Origin of the sequence: Georgenia subflava (assembly GCF_009193155.1) — a bacterium.
Classification (GTDB): Bacteria; Actinomycetota; Actinomycetes; order Actinomycetales; family Actinomycetaceae; genus Georgenia; species Georgenia subflava.
Genome location: NZ_VUKD01000002.1, coordinates 241807 through 261986, shown reverse-complemented (window position 1 = coordinate 261986; position 20180 = coordinate 241807). Strand labels below are relative to the sequence as shown.

General features: G+C 73.3%; 17 protein-coding genes. 11 read left to right on the top strand and 6 right to left on the bottom strand.

Annotation, left to right across the window (positions count from 1 at the left end):
- The first annotated feature begins 108 nt into the window (after positions 1-108).
- The 3 genes from GD748_RS07715 to GD748_RS07705 all read left to right on the top strand — a co-directional run bounded on the left by GD748_RS07715 (position 109) and on the right by GD748_RS07705 (position 3465).
- Positions 109-1506 (top strand): TrkH family potassium uptake protein, encoded by a 1398-nt coding sequence (locus GD748_RS07715; RefSeq protein ID WP_226920963.1) that lies wholly within the window; start codon positions 109-111, stop codon positions 1504-1506.
- Between the two features lie 13 nt (positions 1507-1519).
- Entirely contained in the window at positions 1520-2188 is a 669-nt protein-coding gene (locus GD748_RS07710) for a potassium channel family protein (RefSeq protein ID WP_152194618.1), read from the top strand.
- A gap of 77 nt (positions 2189-2265) precedes the next feature.
- Positions 2266-3465, top strand: coding sequence for an MFS transporter (locus GD748_RS07705; protein ID WP_152194617.1), 1200 nt, complete (start codon positions 2266-2268; stop codon positions 3463-3465).
- Between the two features lie 54 nt (positions 3466-3519).
- Here GD748_RS07705 and xylB read toward each other — a convergent pair whose 3' ends face one another.
- Both xylB and xylA read right to left on the bottom strand, forming a co-directional pair.
- A complete protein-coding gene (gene xylB / locus GD748_RS07700) occupies positions 3520-4980 on the bottom strand; it encodes a xylulokinase (protein ID WP_152194616.1) in 1461 nt (486 codons plus the stop codon).
- A gap of 18 nt (positions 4981-4998) precedes the next feature.
- A complete protein-coding gene (gene xylA / locus GD748_RS07695) occupies positions 4999-6189 on the bottom strand; it encodes a xylose isomerase (protein ID WP_152194615.1) in 1191 nt (396 codons plus the stop codon).
- Between the two features lie 64 nt (positions 6190-6253).
- Between xylA and GD748_RS07690 the strand changes: the two genes are divergently transcribed.
- Positions 6254-7519, top strand: a complete 1266-nt coding sequence (locus GD748_RS07690; protein ID WP_226920959.1) for an ROK family transcriptional regulator — start codon at positions 6254-6256, stop codon at positions 7517-7519.
- 203 nt (positions 7520-7722) lie between these two features.
- Here the strand turns inward: GD748_RS07690 and GD748_RS07685 are convergent, their stop codons facing one another.
- On the bottom strand, positions 7723-8874 hold the full coding sequence (locus tag GD748_RS07685) for an acyl-CoA dehydrogenase family protein (protein ID WP_152194614.1): 1152 nt from the start codon (positions 8872-8874) through the stop codon (positions 7723-7725).
- Between the two features lie 138 nt (positions 8875-9012).
- Here GD748_RS07685 and radA point away from each other — a divergent pair, with 138 nt between their 5' ends.
- Both radA and disA read left to right on the top strand, forming a co-directional pair.
- A complete protein-coding gene (radA, locus tag GD748_RS07680) occupies positions 9013-10443 on the top strand; it encodes a DNA repair protein RadA (RefSeq protein ID WP_152194613.1) in 1431 nt (476 codons plus the stop codon).
- A 333-nt stretch (positions 10444-10776) separates the two neighbouring features.
- Positions 10777-11877, top strand: a complete 1101-nt coding sequence (gene disA / locus GD748_RS07675; protein ID WP_452176686.1) for a DNA integrity scanning diadenylate cyclase DisA — start codon at positions 10777-10779, stop codon at positions 11875-11877.
- Positions 11878-11908: 31 nt separating this feature from the next.
- Here disA and GD748_RS07670 read toward each other — a convergent pair whose 3' ends face one another.
- Positions 11909-12562, bottom strand: a complete 654-nt coding sequence (locus GD748_RS07670) for a hypothetical protein (RefSeq protein WP_152194612.1) — start codon at positions 12560-12562, stop codon at positions 11909-11911.
- A gap of 61 nt (positions 12563-12623) precedes the next feature.
- On the opposite strand from GD748_RS07670, the gene GD748_RS07665 reads away from it, so the two are divergent.
- Complete coding sequence (locus GD748_RS07665; RefSeq protein ID WP_226920955.1) at positions 12624-13550, top strand: HhH-GPD family protein; 927 nt, start codon at positions 12624-12626, stop codon at positions 13548-13550.
- A gap of 17 nt (positions 13551-13567) precedes the next feature.
- A complete protein-coding gene (locus GD748_RS19470; protein ID WP_193312878.1) occupies positions 13568-13996 on the top strand; it encodes a hypothetical protein in 429 nt (142 codons plus the stop codon).
- A 3-nt stretch (positions 13997-13999) separates the two neighbouring features.
- Here GD748_RS19470 and GD748_RS07660 read toward each other — a convergent pair whose 3' ends face one another.
- Both GD748_RS07660 and GD748_RS07655 read right to left on the bottom strand, forming a co-directional pair.
- Positions 14000-14539: an amino-acid N-acetyltransferase gene (locus GD748_RS07660; protein WP_193312877.1), complete on the bottom strand. Its 540-nt coding sequence runs from the start codon at positions 14537-14539 to the stop codon at positions 14000-14002.
- On the bottom strand, positions 14532-15521 hold the full coding sequence (locus tag GD748_RS07655) for a sugar-binding transcriptional regulator (RefSeq protein ID WP_152194610.1): 990 nt from the start codon (positions 15519-15521) through the stop codon (positions 14532-14534). Before GD748_RS07655 ends, GD748_RS07660 begins: the two co-directional genes overlap by 8 nt.
- Before the next feature lie 92 nt (positions 15522-15613).
- Between GD748_RS07655 and GD748_RS07650 the strand changes: the two genes are divergently transcribed.
- The 3 genes from GD748_RS07650 (at position 15614) to glpK (ending at position 19956) form a co-directional block, all read left to right on the top strand.
- Positions 15614-17371: a glycerol-3-phosphate dehydrogenase/oxidase gene (locus tag GD748_RS07650; RefSeq protein WP_152194609.1), complete on the top strand. Its 1758-nt coding sequence runs from the start codon at positions 15614-15616 to the stop codon at positions 17369-17371.
- Between the two features lie 252 nt (positions 17372-17623).
- Positions 17624-18367 carry an MIP/aquaporin family protein gene (locus GD748_RS07645; protein WP_152194608.1) on the top strand — a complete coding sequence of 248 codons (744 nt, stop codon included), beginning with the start codon at positions 17624-17626 and terminating at the stop codon, positions 18365-18367.
- Between the two features lie 65 nt (positions 18368-18432).
- Positions 18433-19956 carry a glycerol kinase GlpK gene (gene glpK / locus GD748_RS07640; RefSeq protein ID WP_152194607.1) on the top strand — a complete coding sequence of 508 codons (1524 nt, stop codon included), beginning with the start codon at positions 18433-18435 and terminating at the stop codon, positions 19954-19956.
- Positions 19957-20180 lie beyond the last annotated feature (224 nt).

The following is a 20180-nucleotide window of genomic DNA, read 5'->3' as shown; positions in this document are numbered from 1 at the left end:
GGCCAGCAGCGAGGTGCGCGGCGGGCACGCCCGGGCTGTGCCAGAGTGTGTGCCGACCTGCGCAGATGCGACAGGCCGGCGGGCTGACGCCGAGGAGCAGGAGGGTTCGTGCGGCAAGCGGGAATCTCCGGCGTGCTCGGTACGGGCCGCGACTGGGTCGACCACGTCGCCCGGAACTCGCCGGCGCGCCTGGCGCTGATGGTGTTCGCCACGATCATCGCCGTCGTCACCGCCCTGCTCTCGCTGCCGGCCGCCACGTCCACCGGCGAGCGTGCCCCGTTCGTCGACGCCCTGTTCACCGCCACCTCGGCGGTCTGCGTCACCGGTCTCGTCACGGTCGACACCGCCACCTACTGGTCCCCGTTCGGTCAGGCGGTCATCCTCGTCGGCATCAAGATCGGCGGGCTCGGGGTCATGACCCTGGCCTCGATCCTCGGCCTCGCGGTCTCGCGGCGCATCGGGCTGACGCAGCGGATGCTCGCCGCCTCGGAGACGAAGACCACCCGGCTCGGCGAGGTCGGCACCCTGATCCGCGCCGTCATCGTCGCCTCGCTGGCGATCGAGGCGGTCCTGACCATCATCCTCGTCCCGTGGTTCCTCGATCTCGGCGAGAGCTTCGGCTCGGCGCTGTGGCACGGGCTGTTCATGGCGCTGAGCATCTTCAACAACGCCGGCTTCGTCGTCATCGAGGGCGGTCTGACGCCGTACGTGGGCGACTGGTGGCTCGGCCTGCCGATCGTCGTCGGGACCTCCATCGGTGCGATCGGCTTCCCCGTCATCCTCGACGTCGCCCGCAGCTGGCGCAGCCGCAACCGGCGCCGCCCGTGGGCACGGTGGAACCTGCACACCAGGCTCAGCCTGGCCACCTACGGGCTCCTGCTGCTCGGCTCGGTGCTCGCGATCGGGCTGTTCGAGTGGACCAACCCGGGCACGCTGGGGCCGCTGCGGCTCGACGAGAAGATCCTCGCCAGCCTGGTGCAGGGCGCGAACCCGCGCTCCTCGGGCCTGTCCACGGTCGACATCGGCCAGATGCGCGAGGCCACGTGGTTCCTCAGCGACGCGCTGATGTTCGTCGGCGGCGGCTCGGCATCCACGGCCGGCGGCATCAAGGTGACGACGTTCGCCGTGCTGGTCCTGGCGATCGTGGCGGAGGCCCGCGGCGACCGCGACATCGAGGCGTTCGGCCGGCGGGTCGGGTCCTCCACGGTCCGGCTCGCCGTCTCGGTCGCCTTCCTCGGCGCCACCCTCGTGGGCATCGGGACGCTGCTGCTGCTGACGCTCACCGAGCACCACCTGGAGCTCGTCCTGTACGAGGTGATCTCCGCGTTCGCCACCGTCGGGCTCAGCACCGGCATCACCCCCACCCTTCCCGACGGCGGCAAGTACGTCCTCAGCGCGCTGATGTTCGCAGGGCGCACCGGCACGATGACGATGGCCGCCGCCCTCGCGCTGCGCGAGCGCCGCCGGGTGATCCGCATGCCCAACGAACGCCCGATCATCGGCTGACCTAGGAGAACTCATGGCAGACAACCAGCAGTCCCGGGACTCCGGGGTGCTCGTCATCGGGCTCGGCCGCTTCGGTGCCGCGCTCGCGGCAACCCTGGAGAAGCTGGGCCGCGAGGTGCTCGCCGTCGAGAAGGACCCGGAGCTGGTGCAGCAGTGGTCGCACCGGCTGCCGCTCGTGGAGGCCGACGCCACCAACCCTGACGCCCTCGAGCAGCTCGGCGCCGAGGACTTCCCCGTGGCCGTCGTCGGGGTCGGCACCTCGCTCGAGGCGTCCGTGCTCATCACCGCGAACCTGGTCGACCTGGAGATGCCGCAGATCTGGGCGAAGGCCGTCAGCGCCGAGCACGGCCGGATCCTGCGCCGCATCGGCGCGCACCACGTCGTCTACCCCGAGTACGACGCCGGCCAGCGGGTCGCCCACATGGTCTCGGGCCGGATGCTCGACTACATCGAGATGGAGGACGGGTTCGCGATCGTCAAGATGCGCCCGCCGCGCGAGACCCAGGGTTTCACGGTCGGGGAGTCGAAGATCCGGGAGAAGTACGGGGTGACGATCATCGGGGTCAAGCCCCCGGGCGAGCCGTTCGAGTACGCCACCGAGAGCACCCGGATCGGTGCCGAGGACCTCCTCATCGTCAGCGGGGACACCGCGCTGCTGGAGACGTTCGCCCACCGGCCCTGACGGACCGCGCGCCGGTGCGGCGGCGGCCCGTAGCCTGGCTCGAGTCGGCGAGGCCTGTCGCCGTCGGAAGGGTTGGTATGAACGCCGAGACCCACCGTTGGCCGCCGTACAGCACCCGGCTGCTCGTCGCCCTGGCCCTGGTCGCGGCCAACCTGCGCATGGGGATCACCAGCGTTGGGCCGGTCCTCGACCAGATCCGCGCCGGGACAGGGCTGTCGGGACCGGGCGCCGGGGTGCTGACGTCCCTGCCGGTCCTGACCTTCGCCGCCCTCGGCGCCACCAGCCCGTGGCTGGCCAGACGCTTCGGCGTGGACAGGGTCGTCGCGGCGGCGATGGCGCTGCTCGCGGTCGCCCTCGTGCTCCGTGTCCTCGGCGGGGTGCCGTTCCTGGTCACCGGCACCGTGGCCGTCTGCGCCGGCATCGCGGTCGCCAACGTCCTGCTGCCCGTCGTGGTCAAGACCCGGTTCCCGCTGCGGATCGGGTCCGTCACCGGCGTCTACACCGCGGCGCTCGCCGGCGGCTCGGCGCTCGCGGCGGGGGTGACGGCGCCCCTCGAGACGCTCGGCGGCTGGCGCCTCGGGCTCGCCGCCTGGGCACTGCCGGCGGCTCTCGCCGTCGTGATCTGGGTGTCCGCCACCGTCGGCGGGCGGCGAGGTGCTTCCCAGCCGTCGAGCCGTTCGGCGCAGACGACGGTCGCGGGCGGCTCGTCGCGTCGACTCTGGGGGCGGCCCCGGGCGTGGGCGATGATCGTCTTCTTCGGGACGCAGTCGCTCCTGGCCTACGCCGCGATGGGATGGTTGCCGGCGATCTACCGCGACGCCGGCTTCTCGACGACCGAGGCCGGTGGGCTGCTGTCCCTCTCCATCCTGGTCGGCGTCCCGGTCTCCTTCCTCATCCCCTCGCTCGCGGCGCGCAGCAGCCACCAGCGCTGGTGGGCCCTCGGTGTCACCGGCGCCTCTCTGGCCGGCCTGACGGGTCTGCTCCTCAGCCCGGCCGCCGGCGGGTGGGTGTGGGCCGCCCTGATCGGGGTCGGCAACGGGGCGTTCCCGCTCGCGCTGGCGTTCTTCAGTCTGCGCGCGGCCACGACGCGGGACACCGCCTGGCTCTCCAGCGCCGGGCAGAGCCTGGGCTACCTGCTCGCGGCGACCGGCCCGCTCGGGGTCGGCTTCCTGCAGGCGGTCACCGGCGGATGGACGGCCCCGCTCCTTCTCCTGATCGGCGCCATGGTCCTTCAGGCCGCTGCCGGCCTCGTCGCGGGCAGGGCCGGCCACGTCTGACCTCCCCACGACCACCGGGCGCCAGGACCTGCCCCTCGGCGGCCCCGCCGGACGCTACGCGGGACGGTCGGCCACCAGGTGCCGGCGCCCGGCGTAGGACTGGCGCACCTGCGGGGTCGGCTCGGCCGAGTACGTGCGCACGTCCGTGCCGCTCCACGACGGCGGTTCCTGCGTGCCTGCCAGCACCCACGCGGCCTGGCGTGCGGCGCCGTCGGCCACGTACTCGCCCGGGGCGGGCACCTGGACGTCCAGGCCGAGGACGGCCGGGGCGATCTCCCGCAGCGCCTGGGACCGGGCGGCACCGCCGACGAGCCGCACCCGGTCGACGGGTACGCCCTGCGCGCGCATGGCGTCCAGCCCGTCGGCAAGGCCGCAAAGCAGCCCCTCGACGGCGGCGCGGGCCAGGTTCTCGCGCGTCGCCGAGGCGAGCGAGAGCCCCAGCAGCGAGCCGGTGGCGCGGGGCAGGTTCGGGGTGCGTTCCCCCTCGAGGTAGGGCACGAGCGTCAGGCCGTCGGCGCCAGGACCGGCGGCGAGGGCCAGCTCGCTCAGACCTGCGTGGTCGACGCCGAGCAGCCGGGCAGCCGCGTCGAGCACGCGCGAGCCGTTCAGGGTGACCGCGAGGGGCAGGAAGGCGCCGGTGGCGTCGGCGAAGCCGGTCACCAGCCCGGAGGGGTCTTCCACCGGCCGCTCAGCGACGGCGGAGACCACGCCCGAGGTCCCGACCGAGATCGCCACGTCCCCCGCCGTCATCGCCAGCCCGAGCGCCGCGGCCGCGTTGTCACCGGCGCCGGGGCCGAGCACCAGGTGGTCCAGCCCGGCCCCCGCGTGCCCGGCGCCGGCCCGCTCGGCCGGGCCGAGGACGCGCGGCAGGACGATGCCCTCGACGTCGTCGCGCCGCAGCGCGAGGGCGAGCAGGTCCCGGCGGTAGGTGCCGCGCGCGGTGTCGAAGTACCCGGTGCCCGAGGCGTCCGAGCGGTCGGTGACCAGGGTGTCGAAGCACGTCGCGCCCGAGAGCTTCCAGGTGAGCCAGTCGTGGGGCAGAGCGACGGCGGCCACCCGTGCGGCGTTCTCCGGCTCGGCCTCGGCCAGCCAGCGCAGCTTCGTCACCGTCAGCGAGGCCACGGGGACCGAGCCCGTGGCGCGCGCCCAGGCGGCCGGGCCGGCCGTGGGGTCGCCGCTCTCGGCCCGGCCCAGGTCGGCGACGAGGTCCGCTGCCGCGCCGGCGCTGCGGGTGTCGTTCCACAGCAGCGCCGGCCGGATGACCGCGCCGTCGTGGTCCAGGGCGACCATGCCGTGCTGCTGGCCGCCCACCGACACCGCGGCGACGTCGTCGAGGCCGCCCGCGGCCGCGACCGCCGCCTGCAGGGCGTCCCACCACGCGGCGGGGTCGACCTCGGTGCCGCCCGGGTGCGGCGCCTGGCCGAAGCGCCGCAGCGCCCCGGTCGCGGCGTCACGGATCACCACCTTGCAGGACTGGGTGGAGGAGTCGATCCCGGCGACGAGCTGTGCGGACATCACGCAATGGTCTCCCGGTCAGCCGACGAGGTGTGCCATGGCGAGCTGGTTCAGCCGCACGAAGCCGAAGTCCCGGGCGGCGGCGTCGTCGGCGTCGAAGTCCTCGAAGGCGCTGCGGTCGGCGAGCAGGTCGGCGAGGGTCTCCCCCGGCGCGAGCGTGGGCTGCGACAGCTCGAGCACGCCGGAGGCCTCGAGGGCCGCCTGCACCTCGGGATCCGCGCGGTAGGCCTTCGCCTTCTGGGCGAGCAGCAGGTACATCTCCATGTTCGCGCGGGCCGACTCCCACACGCCGTCCATCCCCTCGGTGCGCGAGGGCTTGTAGTCGAAGTGGCGCGGGCCGGTGTACATCGGCCCGTCGGTGCCGGCTCCCGGGAACCCGTTCTCGATGAGGTCCACGGTGAAGAATGCGGAGAGCAGGTCGCCGTGGCCGAAGACGAGGTCCTGGTCGTACTTGATGGAGCGCTGCCCGTTGAGGTCGATGTGGAAGAGCTTGCCCGACCACAGCGCCTGCGCCAGGCCGTGGGTGTAGTTCAGGCCGGCCATCTGCTCGTGGCCGGTCTCGGGGTTGAGGCCGACGATGTCGCCGTTCTCGAGCTGGGCGATGAAGCCGAGGGCGTGCCCGACGGTGGGCAGCAGGATGTCGCCGCGGGGCTCGTTGGGCTTGGGCTCCAGGGCGATCTTCAGCCCGTAACCCTGGTCCTTGATGTACGCGGCGACGGAGTCGATGCCTTCGCGATAGCGATCGAGCGCGGCGCCCACGTCCTTGGCGCCGTCGTACTCGCTGCCCTCGCGGCCGCCCCACATCACGAAGGTCTCGGCGCCGAGCTCGGCGGCCAGGTCGACGTTGCGCAGGACCTTGCGCATCGCGAAGCGCCGGACCGAGCGGTCGTTGGAGGTGAGGGCACCGTCCTTGAACACCGGGTGGCCGAAGGTGTTCGTGGTGACCATCTCGACGACGAGGCCGGCGTCGTCCACCGCCTTCTTGAAGGTCGAGAGGATCCGTTCGCGGGTGGCGTCGTCGGACCCGAACGGCACGACGTCGTCGTCGTGGAAGGTCACGCCCCAGGCGCCGAGCTCGGCCAGCTTCGTGGCGTACTCCCACGGGTCGAGAGCGGGCCGGGACGCCTCGCCGAACTGGTCCCGAGCCGTCCAGCCGACGGTCCAGAGGCCGAACGAGAAACGGTCGTCGGGGGTGGGCTTGCGCACCATGAGGTCTCCTCGTCGAGTTTGTTGTGCGGTGCAACTTTAATGGTTCCTCGGTTAGGGTCAAGCCGTGCCCAGCGCGCCGTCCCGGCTACCGGCCGCACCCCTGCCCCGCGGTCCGGCGGGCGGTGCGCGCCAGGCCGACCTGCGCGAGCACAACCTCGCCGTGCTCGCCCAGACGCTGTTCGCCAGCGACCGGCCCCTCTCCAGGGCGGACCTCGCCGCCCGCACCGGCATGACCCGCTCGACGACCTCCCGGCTGGTCGAGGACCTGGTCGCCGCGCGCATCGTCACCGAGGGTGTCGCCGAGCCGGGCCGGCGCGGACGACCCGCCCTCCCGCTGGCACCCGCCCGGGCGACGGTCGTCGGGCTGGGGCTCGAGGCCAACGTCGACTATGTGGCGGGCCGGGTGCTCGACCTCGCCGGCGAGGTCGTGGCCGAGGAGATCCGCACCGGCGACCTGCGGGGCTCGGACCCGCGCGACGTCCTCGGCGAGCTCGGCGAGCTGGGGGCCGCCCTGACGCGACCGGCCGGGGAGGTGCGGCCCACGCTCGCCGGGACGGTCCTCGCCCTGCCTGGCCTGATCGACGGCGAGAACGGCCGCCTGATGCTGGCCCCGAACCTCGGATGGAGCGACGTCGTGCCGGCCGACGTCCTGGGGAGCGAGACCGTCGCCGCGCTCGGCGGGTCCGTCGTGCTGGCCAACGAGGCGAAGCTCGCCGCCCTCGCGGCCGCGACGGCGGCACCCGGCCGGCACGGCGAGCAGCGCACCTTCGTCTACGTCTCGGCGCAGGTCGGCGTCGGTGCCGCCGTCGTGCTCGACGGGCACGTCATGACGGGGCCGCGCGGGTGGGCCGGGGAGATCGGGCACGTGTGCGTCGAGCCGGACGGTCCGCGCTGCGGCTGCGGCGCCCGGGGCTGCCTCGAGCAGTACGCGGGCAAGCGTGCGATCTTGGCCAACGCGGGCCTCGACGCCGACTCCCGACCGGCGGACCTCCTCGCGGCCGAGCACACCGCAGGCCCGTCGGGCGAGCGGGCCCGGCAGGCGCTCGACCGGGCGGCCTGGGCGCTCGGCGTCGTGCTGGCCGGGACCGTGAACACGCTCGACGTCGACCGGATCGTGCTCGGCGGCGAGCTCGCGCCGCTCGCCGACCGGCTGCGCCCGGTCCTCTTGGCGGAGCTCACCGCGCGGGTGCTGGCAGCACCGTGGTCGGACCTGCGTGTGCGCGGCGCCGGGGACGACGTCGCGCTCGCGACCACCGGCGGTGCCCTCCTCGCGCTGCGGACCGTGCTGGAGAACCCGGCACGGTGGGTGCCGGAGCGCACGGCCCCGTAGAAGCCGAGACCCCGCCACGATCCCCCGGCACCGCCGCCGGATCGACCGGCGTCCCGCCGCGGCGGTCCGGCCGTGCGGGCGGCGTCCCAGCGGCGGTTCAGCCGCTGGACTGCGGCGAGACCGTATGCCGTGGCCGAAACCGCATGCTGCAGCATGCGTGCTCGGCCACAGCATGCGTGCTCGACCACGGGACGCGTGCTCGACTAGCCGCCGATCGGGCCGAGCAGGGCGTTGGCCCACGCGCCGTGCACGGACTCGTCGTCGCTCGGGTGGAAGATGCCCGCCAGGACGTCGCGGTACAGCCGGGAGAGCTCCTTGCTGTTGGAGTAGGAGGACCCGCCGGAGACGCGAACCGCCTTCGTGACGACGTCGAGGGCGACCTCGGTGGCTCGGGACTTCACGGCGGAGAGCTGGGGCATCCACAGCGGGCCGCGGTCGACCTGCTCGTCGACGTCCCGCGCGAGCTGAGCGATCTGCGGGTAGACGCCGTCGAGCTGGATGGCGGCGTCGGCCAGGCGCCAGCGGATGTCCGGGTCGTCGGCGTATGGCGCCTGGTTCTTCAGCGACCGGCGCGTGCGCACGGTGTCGACCGCCACCTCGATGGCCCGGCGGGCGAGGCCGGCGTAGACGGAGGCGAGCAGGATCTCGAAGTTCGCGAAGATCCCGAAGATGAACGGGTCCATGGTGGGGCCGGGCGGGATGCGCCGGACGATCCGGTCCGCCGGCGCGTGGGCGCCGTCGAGCTTGGTGGAGAAGGACTGCGAGGCGCGCATGCCCATGACGTCCCAGTCACCGACCGTCTCGACCCCGCCGCCGTCGCGCGTGATGAATCCCCACACGTTGTGCGGGCCGTCCTCACCGCTGGTGTCGGCGCCGAACGTGCCGAGCCGGGTCCAGACGGGGGCCAGCGAGGTGAAGATCTTCAGGCCGTGGAAGGAGTAGCCGCCCGAACCGTCGGGCCGAGCCTCGCTGGTGGAGCCGAAGAGCACCAGGTCGTTGCCCGCCTCGGAGACGCCGAAGGCGAAGACCTCGCCCGCCGCCGCCTCCTCCAGGACGAAGTCGGTCGAGGCGTCCCCGCGCTCGTGGACGCTCTTGGCCACGCCCACCCACACGTGGTGCATGTTCACCGCGAGCGCCGTCGCCGGGGACGCACCGGCGAGCCGCATCTGCTCGCGGGTCATCTCCTCGAGGCTCAGCCCGGCGCCGCCGAGACGCTCGGGCACCAGCGCAGTGAGGTAGCCGGACTCCTTGAGGTCGGCGAGGTCGTCGTGCGGGAAGGTGTTGTCGGCGTCGTGGCGCGCAGCCCGGGAGCGGATCCGCTCGAGCAGCTCGTCGGTGAGGATCTGGTGGTTCATGACGCGTGTCCCTTCGGTCGGCTCCGGCTGCCCGGCCGCAGCAGCCGCACGTCGAGACTATGCCGGAGCGGCACGCCCCTGCCCGCGCACGTGGGCCCCTGCGCAGGTGTGTGGGCGCCGCGGCCTACGGTTGTCCCCATGAGCCCGACGCCCACCAAGACGAGGCCCGCCTACCGCTGCGCGGAGTGCGGCTGGACGACGGCGAAGTGGGTGGGCCGGTGCGGCGAGTGCCAGGCGTGGGGCACCGTGGAGGAGGCGGGCGCCGCCCCGTCGAGCCTGTCGCGAACCACCTCCGCGCTGGCACCCTCCGCGCCCGCACGCCCCATCCACGAGGTCGACGTCGAGGCCGCTCGGGCCCGCAGCACCGGCGTGGGCGAGCTGGACCGGGTCCTCGGCGGTGGCATCGTGCCGGGCGCCGTCGTCCTGCTCGCCGGTGAGCCCGGCGTCGGGAAGTCGACGCTGCTGCTCGACGTCGCCGCCAAGGCTGCGGCCGTGTCCGCCGACGTGAGCACCCGCGGGTCCGGGCGCCCGGTCCTCTACGTCACCGGCGAGGAGTCGGCGAGCCAGGTCCGGCTGCGGGCGGAGCGGATCGGTGCACTGGACCCGCACCTGCTGCTGGCGGCCGAGACGGACCTGGCCACCCTGCTGGGCCATGTCGACGCCGCGGACCCCTCTCTCCTGGTCGTCGACTCCGTGCAGACCATCGCCGACGGCGCGGTCGACGGCGCCGCGGGCGGTGTGAGCCAGGTGCGTGCGGTCGCCTCGGCCCTGATCCACGTGGCCAAGAACCGCGGGATCCCCGTGCTGCTGGTCGGGCACGTCACCAAGGACGGCTCGATCGCCGGTCCGCGCGTGCTCGAGCACCTCGTGGACGTCGTGTGCCAGTTCGAGGGAGACCGCCACTCGCGCCTGCGCCTGGTGCGTGCGGTGAAGAACCGGTACGGCCCGACGGACGAGGTCGGCTGCTTCGACCTCCACGACGGCGGGATCTCGGGGCTGGCCGACCCCTCGGGGCTCTTCCTGTCGGGAACCCGGCACCCCGTGCCCGGTACCTGCGTGACGGTGTCTCTGGAGGGTCGCCGTCCGATGCCGACGGAGATCCAGGCGCTGGTGGCGCCGTCGACCCTGAGCTCGCCGCGCCGGACCACCTCGGGCGTCGACTCCGCCCGGGTCGCCATGACGATTGCTGTCATGCAGTCGCGGCTGGGGGTCAACGTGGCCGGCTCGGACGTCTACGTCTCCACCGTGGGCGGCGCCCGGGCCGTCGAGCCGGCGGTCGACCTGGCGGTGGCGCTGGCCCTGCTCTCCGCCGCGAGCCAGCGACCCCTCGACCCGCGGATGGTCGCGTTCGGCGAGGTCGGACTCACCGGTGACGTGCGCACGACCGTGGGGGTGCAGCGTCGACTGGCCGAGGCCGCACGGCTCGGGTTCACCCGGGCCCTGGTGCCGTTCCAGGGAGCGGCGGACCTGCAGGCCGTGCCGGGTCTGACGATCCGGCCGGTGGAGAACCTCGGCGACGCCGCCGACGCTGCCGCGCAGGCCGCGGCCACCGGCGCGAAGCAGATGTGACGCGTGCGGGTCGCCGGGCCGCGGTGATGACGAAGGTCCTAGTCGGACGGCCTCCGGTCCGTAGCACGATCGATCTATGGGCGACAGCGGTACCTACAACTCCCCGACCCCCGCGATCGCGCGGGCACGCCGTGCGTTCGAGGCCCGGCTGCAGCGCGCAGGCGCCGACCGCCGCGGGTCCTCGGAAGCGCCTGCGGAGGAATCGCCCTCGTCCTGATGCGCCCGCCGTGACCAGATCGTGACGCCCACCATGTGGGCACCGGACGCGGATCGACCGGCAGAGCCGCACGTCGCACATAGGATGAGCGCCGGGGGCACTCTTGCACCCCGCCGCTGCCCACCGTGAGAGGTCCCGTGCTCGAGCCGCCCGACGAGACCAAGCTGCGCATCATGCTCCAGGCCATCGCTCCCGGCACCGAGCTCCGCGACGGCCTGGAGCGGATCCTGCGTGGGCGCACCGGAGCCATCGTCGTGCTCGGCTACGACGACGTCGTGGAGAGCATGTGCTCTGGCGGCTTCCATCTCGACGTCGACTTCTCCGCGACCCGGCTGCGCGAGCTGGCCAAGATGGACGGTGCCGTCGTCGTCGACTTCACCAACCACCGGATCCGACGGGCCAACGTCCAGCTCCTTCCCGACGCCCGCATCGAGACCTCCGAGTCAGGCATGCGGCACCGCACCGCCGAACGTGCCGCCAAGCAGTCCGGGTACCCGGTGATCTCGGTGAGCCAGTCGATGCGGACCGTCGCCCTCTACGTCGATCACCACCGTCACGTGATCGAGGACTCCGACGTCATCCTCTCCCGGGCGAACCAGGCGCTGGCCACGCTCGAGCGGTACAAGGCCCGCCTCGACGAGGTGTCCGGCACGCTCTCCGCGCTGGAGATCGAGGATCTCGTGACGGTCCGCGACGTCGTCACCGTCATCCAGCGCCTGGAGATGGTCTCGCGGATCTCCGCCGAGGTGGACGGCTACGTCACCGAGCTCGGTACCGACGGCCGGCTGCTCTCGCTCCAGCTCGAGGAGCTGGTCATCGGGCTGGACCCCGACCGCACCCTCGTGGTCCGCGACTACCTCGGCCCCACGGTCCGGCGCGACTCCGCCGAGGTCCTCGACTCGCTCTCGCAGCTCAGCTCCGCCGAGCTGATCGACATGCCGACCATCGCCCGGGCGCTGGGCATCGGTGGCCCGGAGGGCGACGCGCTGGACTCCGCGCTCGCACCCCGCGGGCACCGGGTCCTGGCGAAGATCCCGCGGCTGCCCTCGCCCATCGCGGAGGCCATCGTGGCGCACTGCGGGAGCCTGCAGGTGATGCTCTCGGCGTCCACCGAGGACCTTCAGTCGGTCGAGGGGGTCGGGCCGCACCGGGCCCGGGCGGTCCGCGAGGGACTCTCGCGGCTGGCCGAGTCCTCCATCCTCGAACGCTTCTCCTGACCGCGGGCCTCAGTTCTCGCGCACCCCGGCCTCAGCCCAGCGTGAAGACCTCACGCGCGCCGTCGAGCGCCGCGCCGTCGAGAGACGTCTGCACGCGGTAGGTCCCCGCAGTGGCGGCGCCCTGCCCGGACGGGCAGCCGGCCGCCGATCGTGAGCCCTTCCACGTCAGGGTCGTCTCGGTGGCGTCGCCGGCGTCCAGGAGGAGCTCGCGGACGGTCGGCTCGGCGGCGCAGTCGCCCGAGGACCACACCCGGTCGTCGCCGGAGTGCACGGTCAGGACGAGGGCGGCGCTGCCCGCGTCGACGAGGCAGGCGGCGTCCCCGGCGTTCGTCAGCGTCAGGGCGAAGGTCACCGGCTCTCCGGCGGTGCCCGCCTCGGTCGAGACGGTCGCGTCCATGTCGGCGGGCGTGCACGGTCCGGGGTCCACCGGCCCGGTCTGCTCGTCGGCGGGCGTCGACCCGGCCTCCAGGGTCTCGGCCCCCTGCGCGCTGAGCATCCGCACCAGGGCTCCCACGCCCAGGACCACCCCGACGACGAGCGCGAGCAGGACCAGCAGGGCCAGGATCCGCCGTCGCCAGATCACCGCCCGGCTGGGACGCGGCCTGCGGCCCTGGGCCCGGCCGGCACCGCCGCCGGCCCTCGGCCGGTCGGTCGTGCGTCGCGTCGTGCCCTGAGTCGTCCCCACGGCACGACCGTACGACGACCACGTGCGCCGTCGCGGCACCCACGCCGGGCACACTGTCGGGGTGAGCCCTGCCGACCTGCCGACCGTGCACGCCGCGGTCCTGCGCTGGTACGACGGCGCCGCTCGGGACCTGCCGTGGCGGCGTCCCGACGCCTCGCCGTGGGGCGTGCTTGTCAGCGAGGTGATGCTGCAGCAGACGCCGGTGGCGCGGGTCGAGCCCGCCTGGCGCGCCTGGATGGAGCGCTGGCCGACGCCGGCCGACCTGGCGAGCGCACCTGCGGCGGACGTGCTGCGGGCCTGGGACCGGCTCGGCTACCCGCGCCGGGCGCTGCGGCTGCAGGACTGCGCCCGCACGATCGTCGCCGAGCACGACGGCGCCGTGCCTGTGACCGAGGACGAGCTGCTGACCCTCCCGGGTGTCGGCGCCTACACCGCGGCCGCCGTGGCGGCCTTCGCGCACGGCGCCCGGGCGGTCGTGCTCGACACGAACGTCCGCCGGGTGGTCGGACGTGCCCTGGAGGGCCGGGCGCTCCCGCCGCCGACACTCGGCCGGGCCGAGCAGGAACGCGCCGCCGGCTACGTGCCGGCGGACGCCGCCACCTCGGTGCGATGGAACGTCGGGGTCATGGAGCTCGGCGCCCTGGTGTGCACGGCGCGCTCGCCGCGGTGCGCGGACTGCCCGCTGCGCAGCCGGTGCGCCTGGCTGGCGGCCGGGCGGCCGGCCGACGAGCACGCAGCCCGACGGCGGACCCAGGCCTGGCACGGCACCGACCGGCAGGTCCGTGGCCGGATCATGGCCCACCTGCGCGCGCTTCCCGGCACGCCGTGGGCCACCGGTCGTGACCTGCTGACTGTCGGTGCCGGCGGCGCTGACCCCGCCGCGCTGCCCGACCCCGCGCAGCCGGGCCGGGCGCTGGCCTCCCTCGTGGCTGACGGGCTGGTCGTGGCGGCGGCGTCCGCGGACGCCGACCTCTACCGGCTGCCGTGAACCACTACCCTGCGGACGTGAGCACGCCAGTCCCCGGGGGCGCCGCCGACCGGGCCGCCCGGGCCCTGCGCGTCACGCTCCTCGTCACCGCCGGCGCCTGCCTCGGCCTCGGTGCCATGGGGCTGGCGCTGGCGCTGCTGACGGGCACGGACAGCTCCGCGCTGTGGCCCGGGCTGACGTTGCTCGCGCTGGGGCAGCTGGTCGCCCTGGTGGCCGCCGCCGTCGCCGGCACGGGGCTGCGACGCGTGCTGGCCGGCGCTCCCCCGCGGGAGGTGACGACCCGCGTGCGAGCGCGGCTCGGCCACCTCAGCACGGCGCTGGTGGCCCTGCTCGCGGTGGCGGCGGCCGGCTGGATCCTCGCGCGGCCGTCGGCGGTGGTCGCCGTGCTGGCCTGCGCGCTCGTCAGCGTCCAGCTCGCGGTCGTGCTCCGGCTGCTGCGCCGCTGAACGTCAGAGCTCGAGCAGCATCCGGGAGTTGCCCAGGGTGTTCGGCTTGACCCGCGCCAGGTCCAGGAACTCCGCGACGCCGTCGTCGTGCGAGCGCAGCATCTGGGCGTAGACGTCGGTGCCGACGGGCGTCCCGGCGATCACCTCGAAGCCGTGCCGGCGGAAGAACTCCACCTCGAAGGTCAGGCAGAAGACCCGCTTCAGGCCGAGCCCGCGCGCCCGGCCGACGAGCGTCTCCAGCAGGCGCCGGCCGACCCCCCGGCCGGTCACCGACTCGTCGACGGCGAGCGTGCGGACCTCGGCGATGTCGTCCCACAGCACGTGCAGCGCGCCGCACCCCACCGTCCGGGTCCCGGTCTCGTCGACGACCTCGGCGACGACGAACTCCTGCACGGCCTCGAAGTAGGTGATGAGCTCCTTGTCGATGAGGATCCCGCGCTCGGCGTACGGCTGGACCAGCTCGTAGATCGCCCGCACGTCGGCCGGCCGCGCCTGGCGCACCGCCACGTCGGTGCTGACGCCCGCGGCCTCGTGGTCACTCACGGGCCGATCCTGGCACGTGGTTGCGCGGCATGCGCACGCGTTCCACGACGGCGCGCCCGGTCGCCTCGTCGACGACGAGATCGGTGATGGCGCCGGCGCGCAGCGCCCCGAGCAGCGGCGCGACCTTGGCCGTGCCGGCGGCGACGCACATGCGGCGCGCGACGCGGGCCAGCTCGCGCGGGGTCGGTCCGGTGGCGCGCCGGTTCAGCGCGATGTCGGCCCAGGACCCGTCCTCGCGCAGCAGCACGGTGCACACGTCGCCCACCACGCCGTCCGCGCGCACGCTGTCGAGGTCGGCCGGGTCGAGGTACCCGGCGGCGTACACGTGCGAGGCCAGCGAGCCGCTCAGCGCGCCGGCACCGAAGAGGGCGATGTCGGCCTGCTCCTGCACGGCGAGCACCCGGCGGATGGAGCGCTCGCGCCACATCGCGGCCTTGGTCTCGGGGTAGTCGAAGAAGGCAGGCACCGGGAAGTGGTGCACGCGCGCGTCGAACGCCTCGGCCGCGGCCGTGATGATCGACCCCGCGTACGGGATCCCCGAGGTCACCGGGTTCGCGGCCCCGTTGAGCTGGACGACGGCGCTGCCCGGGGCGCGGCGCGGCGTGAGGTGCTGGACCACGGCCGAGACGGTGGTGCCCCAGGCCATCCCGAGGATGGTGCCCGGCTCGACCCACCCGGAGACCATCCGGCCGGCCACCTGCGCGACCTGGTCGAGGCGCTGGACCTCGCTCGCCCCCTCGCGGACCGGGACCACGTGCGCACGCACCCCGAACAGGTCCTGCAGCGCCCGCGAGATCGTGTCCGAGCCAGCCGTGCGCGGCTGGAGCGAGATGTGGACGAGCCCGGTGTCCCGGGCCTGCTTGATCAGCCGCGACACCGTGGACCGCGAGACGCCGAGCCGCCGGGCGATCGCGTCCATCGTCTCGTCCTGGAGGTAGTACATCGCCGCCGCCACGTACACGGAGTCCTCACGACCGCTCATGCTCACACCTCCGCTGTGCACATCCGTGCAACCCCGTTGCGCGCTTGTGCGTGCGCCGACAGCATAGGACCGGACCTGCGCTCTCGAGGAGGATGCACGTGAGAAGCACCGCACTGACGGAGGAGTCACGCACCTCGGCCCTGGCGGCCATGAGTGACGACGAGGGCGTGGACGTCCTGGTCGTCGGTGGCGGGGTGACCGGCGCCGGTATCGCCCTGGATGCCGCCACCCGCGGCCTGCGCACCGCCGTCGTGGAGATGCAGGACTGGTCCGGCGGCACCTCGTCCCGGTCGAGCAAGCTCGTCCACGGCGGGCTGCGCTACCTCTACCAGCTCGACTTCAAGCTCGTGGCCGAGGCGCTGCGCGAGCGGGGCCGCCTGCTGCGCACCACGGCGCCGCACCTGGTCTCCGCCCAGCCGTTCCTCTGGCCGTTGAAGACGCCGGTCATCGAGCGGGCCTACAGCGCCGTCGGCGTCGGGATGTACGACGCCCTGTCCATCCTCGGCTCCCGCGGCCGCTCGGTGCCCATCCAGAAGCACTACTCCAAGGCCGGCGCCCTGGCGGTGTTCCCGCAGATGAAGCCGGAGAGCCTCGTCGGCGCGATCCGTTACTACGACGCCCGTGTCGACGACGCCCGCCTGGTGCTCGCCCTCGTGCGGACCGCCGTCGGGTACGGCGCCCTCGCCGCCTCGCGCGCCCAGGTCACCGACATGACCAAGGACGTCACCGGCCGGGTGGTCGGCGCGAACGTGGTCGACCTCGAGACGGGCGCCACCCACCAGATCCGGGCCAGGCACGTGATCAACGCGACGGGCGTCTGGACCGAGCAGACCGAGGCGCTGGGCTCCGCCGGCGGCGGGCTCGAGGTGCTGGCCTCCAAGGGCGTGCACATCGTGGTCCCGCGCGAGCGGATCAACGGCGAGACCGGGCTGTTCCTGCGCACCGAGAAGTCGGTCCTCTTCGTCATCCCGTGGGACCGGTACTGGATCATCGGCACCACCGACACCCCGTGGCACGAGGCGCGCCAGCACCCCGTCGCCACCAGGGAGGACGTCGACTACATCCTCCAGCACGCCAACGCCGTGCTCGAGCCCGCCATCACCCGCGACGACATCATCGGGGTCTACGCCGGCCTGCGCCCGCTCCTGCAGCCGGGCACGAAGGACGACGGCGGATCCTCCACCAAGGTCTCGCGCGAGCACACGGTCACCGAGGCGGCCCCGGGGCTGACGGTCATCGCCGGCGGCAAGCTGACGACCTACCGGCAGATGGCCGAGGACGCCGTCGACTTCGCGCTCGGCGCCCGCGCGAAGGACCGCCCCTCGATCACGGCGCGCACGCCGCTCGTCGGCGCCGAGGGCTTCACCGCCGCGAGGCGCCGCCGGGAGGACATCGCGGTGCGCCGCGGCTGGACCGCCGAGCGTGTGGACCACCTCCTCGGCCGCTACGGCTCGGAGATCACCACCATCCTGGAGATGATCGACGCCGATCCCGCGCTGGGAAGGGTCCTGGAGGGCGCCGACGCGTACCTGGCCGCCGAGGTGACCTTCGCCGTCACGCACGAGGGCGCCGCGCACCTCGAGGACATCCTGCTGCACCGGATCCGCCTGAGCTACGAGACCCGCGACCGCGGGCTCTCCGCGCTCGAGGAGATCGCGGCCGTCGCGGCGCCGATCCTCGGCTGGGACGAGGCCCGGACCGCAGAGGAGATCGCCGCGTACCGGCGCCTGGCCGAGGCGGAGATCGCCGCGGAGCACGAGCGGGACGACCCCGCCGCCGAGGCAGCCCGGCTGCGGGCCGCCGACCTGGTGCCGGTGCGTGACCTCGGGCCGATCGACCCTGCCGACTGACCCGGGCCGACCCGGGACGGACCCGGCCGCCCACCGCGGCCGACACCCCCTGTCCACCCGCTGCCCCGTCCGGGGCGGCCCGAGAGCACGACACGCACGAGCACCCGAATCCGAACTACGAGTCCTCCATGACGAGGATCATCAGCCCCGTCGCCCTCCCCGGGCGGCTGGACCGCCCACGCGCCTCGCGGCGCCCGACTGGCCCACACCGACGTGGGGCCAGAAAGTGAGTACACAGTGGAAGAACTGTCGATGATGCAGATCTTCGTCTCGGAGGTCGCCGGAACGGCGATGCTGACCCTGCTGGGTTGTGGCGTCGTCGCCAACGTGATCCTCCCCAAGACCAAGGGCTTCAACTCCGGCTGGGTCGTCATCACCTTCGGCTGGGGCCTTGCCGTCTTCGCCGGTGTCTACATCGCCTTCGCCTCCGGCGCGCACATCAACCCTGCGGTGACCTTCGGTCTGCTGGCCAACGGCTCCGACATGGTCGCCGCCACGGACACGCACGCCGCGGTCCCCGGGACGCTCGGCAACGTCCTGGTCTACCTCGCCGGCGAGATGATCGGCGCCTTCCTCGGTGCCGTCGTCGTCTATCTGACGTACAAGAAGCACTTCGACGAGGACGCCCCCGGCGCCACCAAGCTGGCCGTCTTCTCCACCGGCCCCGAGCTGCGCAGCTACGGCTGGAACTTCCTCACCGAGGTCGTCGGCACCTTCGTCCTGGTCTTCGTCATCATCCACTTCGGCAAGTCGCCCTCCGGGCTCGGACCGCTCGCCGTCGCCCTGCTGGTGGTCGGTATCGGCATGAGCCTCGGTGGCCCGACCGGGTACGCCATCAACCCGGCCCGTGACCTCGGCCCCCGCATCGCGCACGCCGTCCTGCCGATCAGGGGCAAGGGCAGCAGCGACTGGGGCTACTCCTGGGTCCCCGTCGCCGGCCCGATCGTCGGTGGCGTCCTCGCCGGGGTCGCCGGTCTGGCGATGCCCACCCTGTAGCCCCTCCCCCTTCCCTCCAGGGCAACCTCCCGGTGCCCTGACCACGATGATGTGAAAGGAACACCATGGCTGACGAGAAGAAGTACGTCCTCGCCATCGACCAGGGCACCACGAGCTCCCGCGCGATCGTCTTCGACCACTCCGGTCAGATCGTCGAGACCGGGCAGATGGAGCACGAGCAGATCTTCCCCAAGGCGGGCTGGGTCGAGCACGACCCGAAGGAGATCTGGAAGAACGTGCGCGAGGTGGTCAGTCTCGCCCTGAGCCGGGCGAACCTGACCCACAGGGACATCGCCGCGGTCGGGATCACCAACCAGCGCGAGACCACCGTCGTGTGGGACAAGAACACCGGTGAGCCGGTCTACAACGCGATCGTCTGGCAGGACACCCGCACCGCGAAGATCGTCGACGAGCTCGGCGGCTCCGAGGGGCAGGACAAGTACAAGGACAAGGTCGGCCTGCCGCTCGCGACCTACTTCTCCGGGCCCAAGGTGAAGTGGATCCTCGACAACGTCGACGGCGCCCGCGAGAAGGCCGAGGCCGGCGACCTCATCTTCGGCAACACCGACAGCTGGGTCGTGTGGAACATGACGGGCGGCAAGGACGGCGGCGTGCACGTCACCGACGTCACCAACGCCTCGCGCACCATGCTGATGAACCTCGACACCCTCACCTGGAACGAGGACATCGCAGGCGACATGGGCATCCCGGTGTCGATGCTGCCCGAGATCCGGTCCTCCTCCGAGGTCTACGGCGAAGGCCGCGAGGGCGGGTTCGTCCCGGGCGTGCCGATCGCCGGCATCCTCGGCGACCAGCAGGCCGCGACCTTCGGCCAGGCCTGCTTCGAGGTCGGCATGGCCAAGAACACCTACGGCACCGGCAACTTCGTGCTCATCAACACCGGCACCGAGCCGGTCCCGTCGAAGAACGGCCTGCTGACCACCGTGGCGTACAAGATCGGCGACGCCGACGCCGTCTACGCGCTCGAGGGCTCCATCGCCGTCACCGGCTCGCTCGTGCAGTGGCTGCGGGACAACCTCGGGATCATCAAGGACGCCCCGGAGATCGAGAAGCTGGCCGAGACGGTCGACGACAACGGCGGGGCGTACTTCGTGCCGGCGTTCTCCGGCCTGTTCGCGCCGTACTGGAAGTCCGACGCCCGCGGCGCACTCGTGGGCCTGACCCGCTACGTCAACAAGGGTCACATCGCCCGCGCGGTGCTCGAGGCCACGGCCTTCCAGACCCGCGAGGTCGTCGACGCGATGAACGCCGACTCCGGCGTCGACCTGACCGAGCTGAAGGTCGACGGCGGCATGGTCGCCAACGAGCTGCTCATGCAGTTCCAGGCGGACATCCTCGGCGTGCCGGTGGTGCGGCCCAAGGTCGCCGAGACCACGGCGCTGGGCGCCGCCTACGCGGCCGGCATCGCCGTCGGGTTCTGGTCCGGCGAGCAGGACGTGATCGACAACTGGGCCGAGGACAAGCGCTGGGAGCCGCAGCTGGACGAGGCCGAGCGCGAGCGCACCTACCGCCTGTGGAAGAAGGCCGTCACGAAGACCTTCGACTGGGTCGACGACGACGTGCAGTGACCGCCTGACGCTCCTGACGGGTCCTCTCCGCACGCGGGGAGGACCCGTCCGTGTGCCGGGCGGCACTGACCCGTCGGTGTCCCGGGCGGCACTCACGGGTCCTCTCCGCTCGCGGGGAGGACCCGCCGGTGTCCCCCGGGTGGCCACCGGGCCGGCCCCGAACCCCGACGCCCGTCCCCGTCACCTCGGTCGCCCCACGCCACCGATGGCGGTGAGGATTCGGT

Coding starts and splice junctions, on each gene's coding strand:
- radA (WP_152194613.1), top strand. CDS start 9,013: ATGAGCCCGACGCCCACCAAGACGAGGCCCGCCTACCGCTGCGCGGAG.
- GD748_RS07650 (WP_152194609.1), top strand. CDS start 15,614: ATGCACGTGAGAAGCACCGCACTGACGGAGGAGTCACGCACCTCGGCC.
- xylA (WP_152194615.1), bottom strand. CDS start 6,189: ATGGTGCGCAAGCCCACCCCCGACGACCGTTTCTCGTTCGGCCTCTGG.
- glpK (WP_152194607.1), top strand. CDS start 18,433: ATGGCTGACGAGAAGAAGTACGTCCTCGCCATCGACCAGGGCACCACG.
- xylB (WP_152194616.1), bottom strand. CDS start 4,980: ATGTCCGCACAGCTCGTCGCCGGGATCGACTCCTCCACCCAGTCCTGC.
- GD748_RS07705 (WP_152194617.1), top strand. CDS start 2,266: ATGAACGCCGAGACCCACCGTTGGCCGCCGTACAGCACCCGGCTGCTC.
- GD748_RS07685 (WP_152194614.1), bottom strand. CDS start 8,874: ATGAACCACCAGATCCTCACCGACGAGCTGCTCGAGCGGATCCGCTCC.
- GD748_RS07655 (WP_152194610.1), bottom strand. CDS start 15,521: ATGAGCGGTCGTGAGGACTCCGTGTACGTGGCGGCGGCGATGTACTAC.
- GD748_RS07710 (WP_152194618.1), top strand. CDS start 1,520: ATGGCAGACAACCAGCAGTCCCGGGACTCCGGGGTGCTCGTCATCGGG.
- GD748_RS07645 (WP_152194608.1), top strand. CDS start 17,624: ATGATGCAGATCTTCGTCTCGGAGGTCGCCGGAACGGCGATGCTGACC.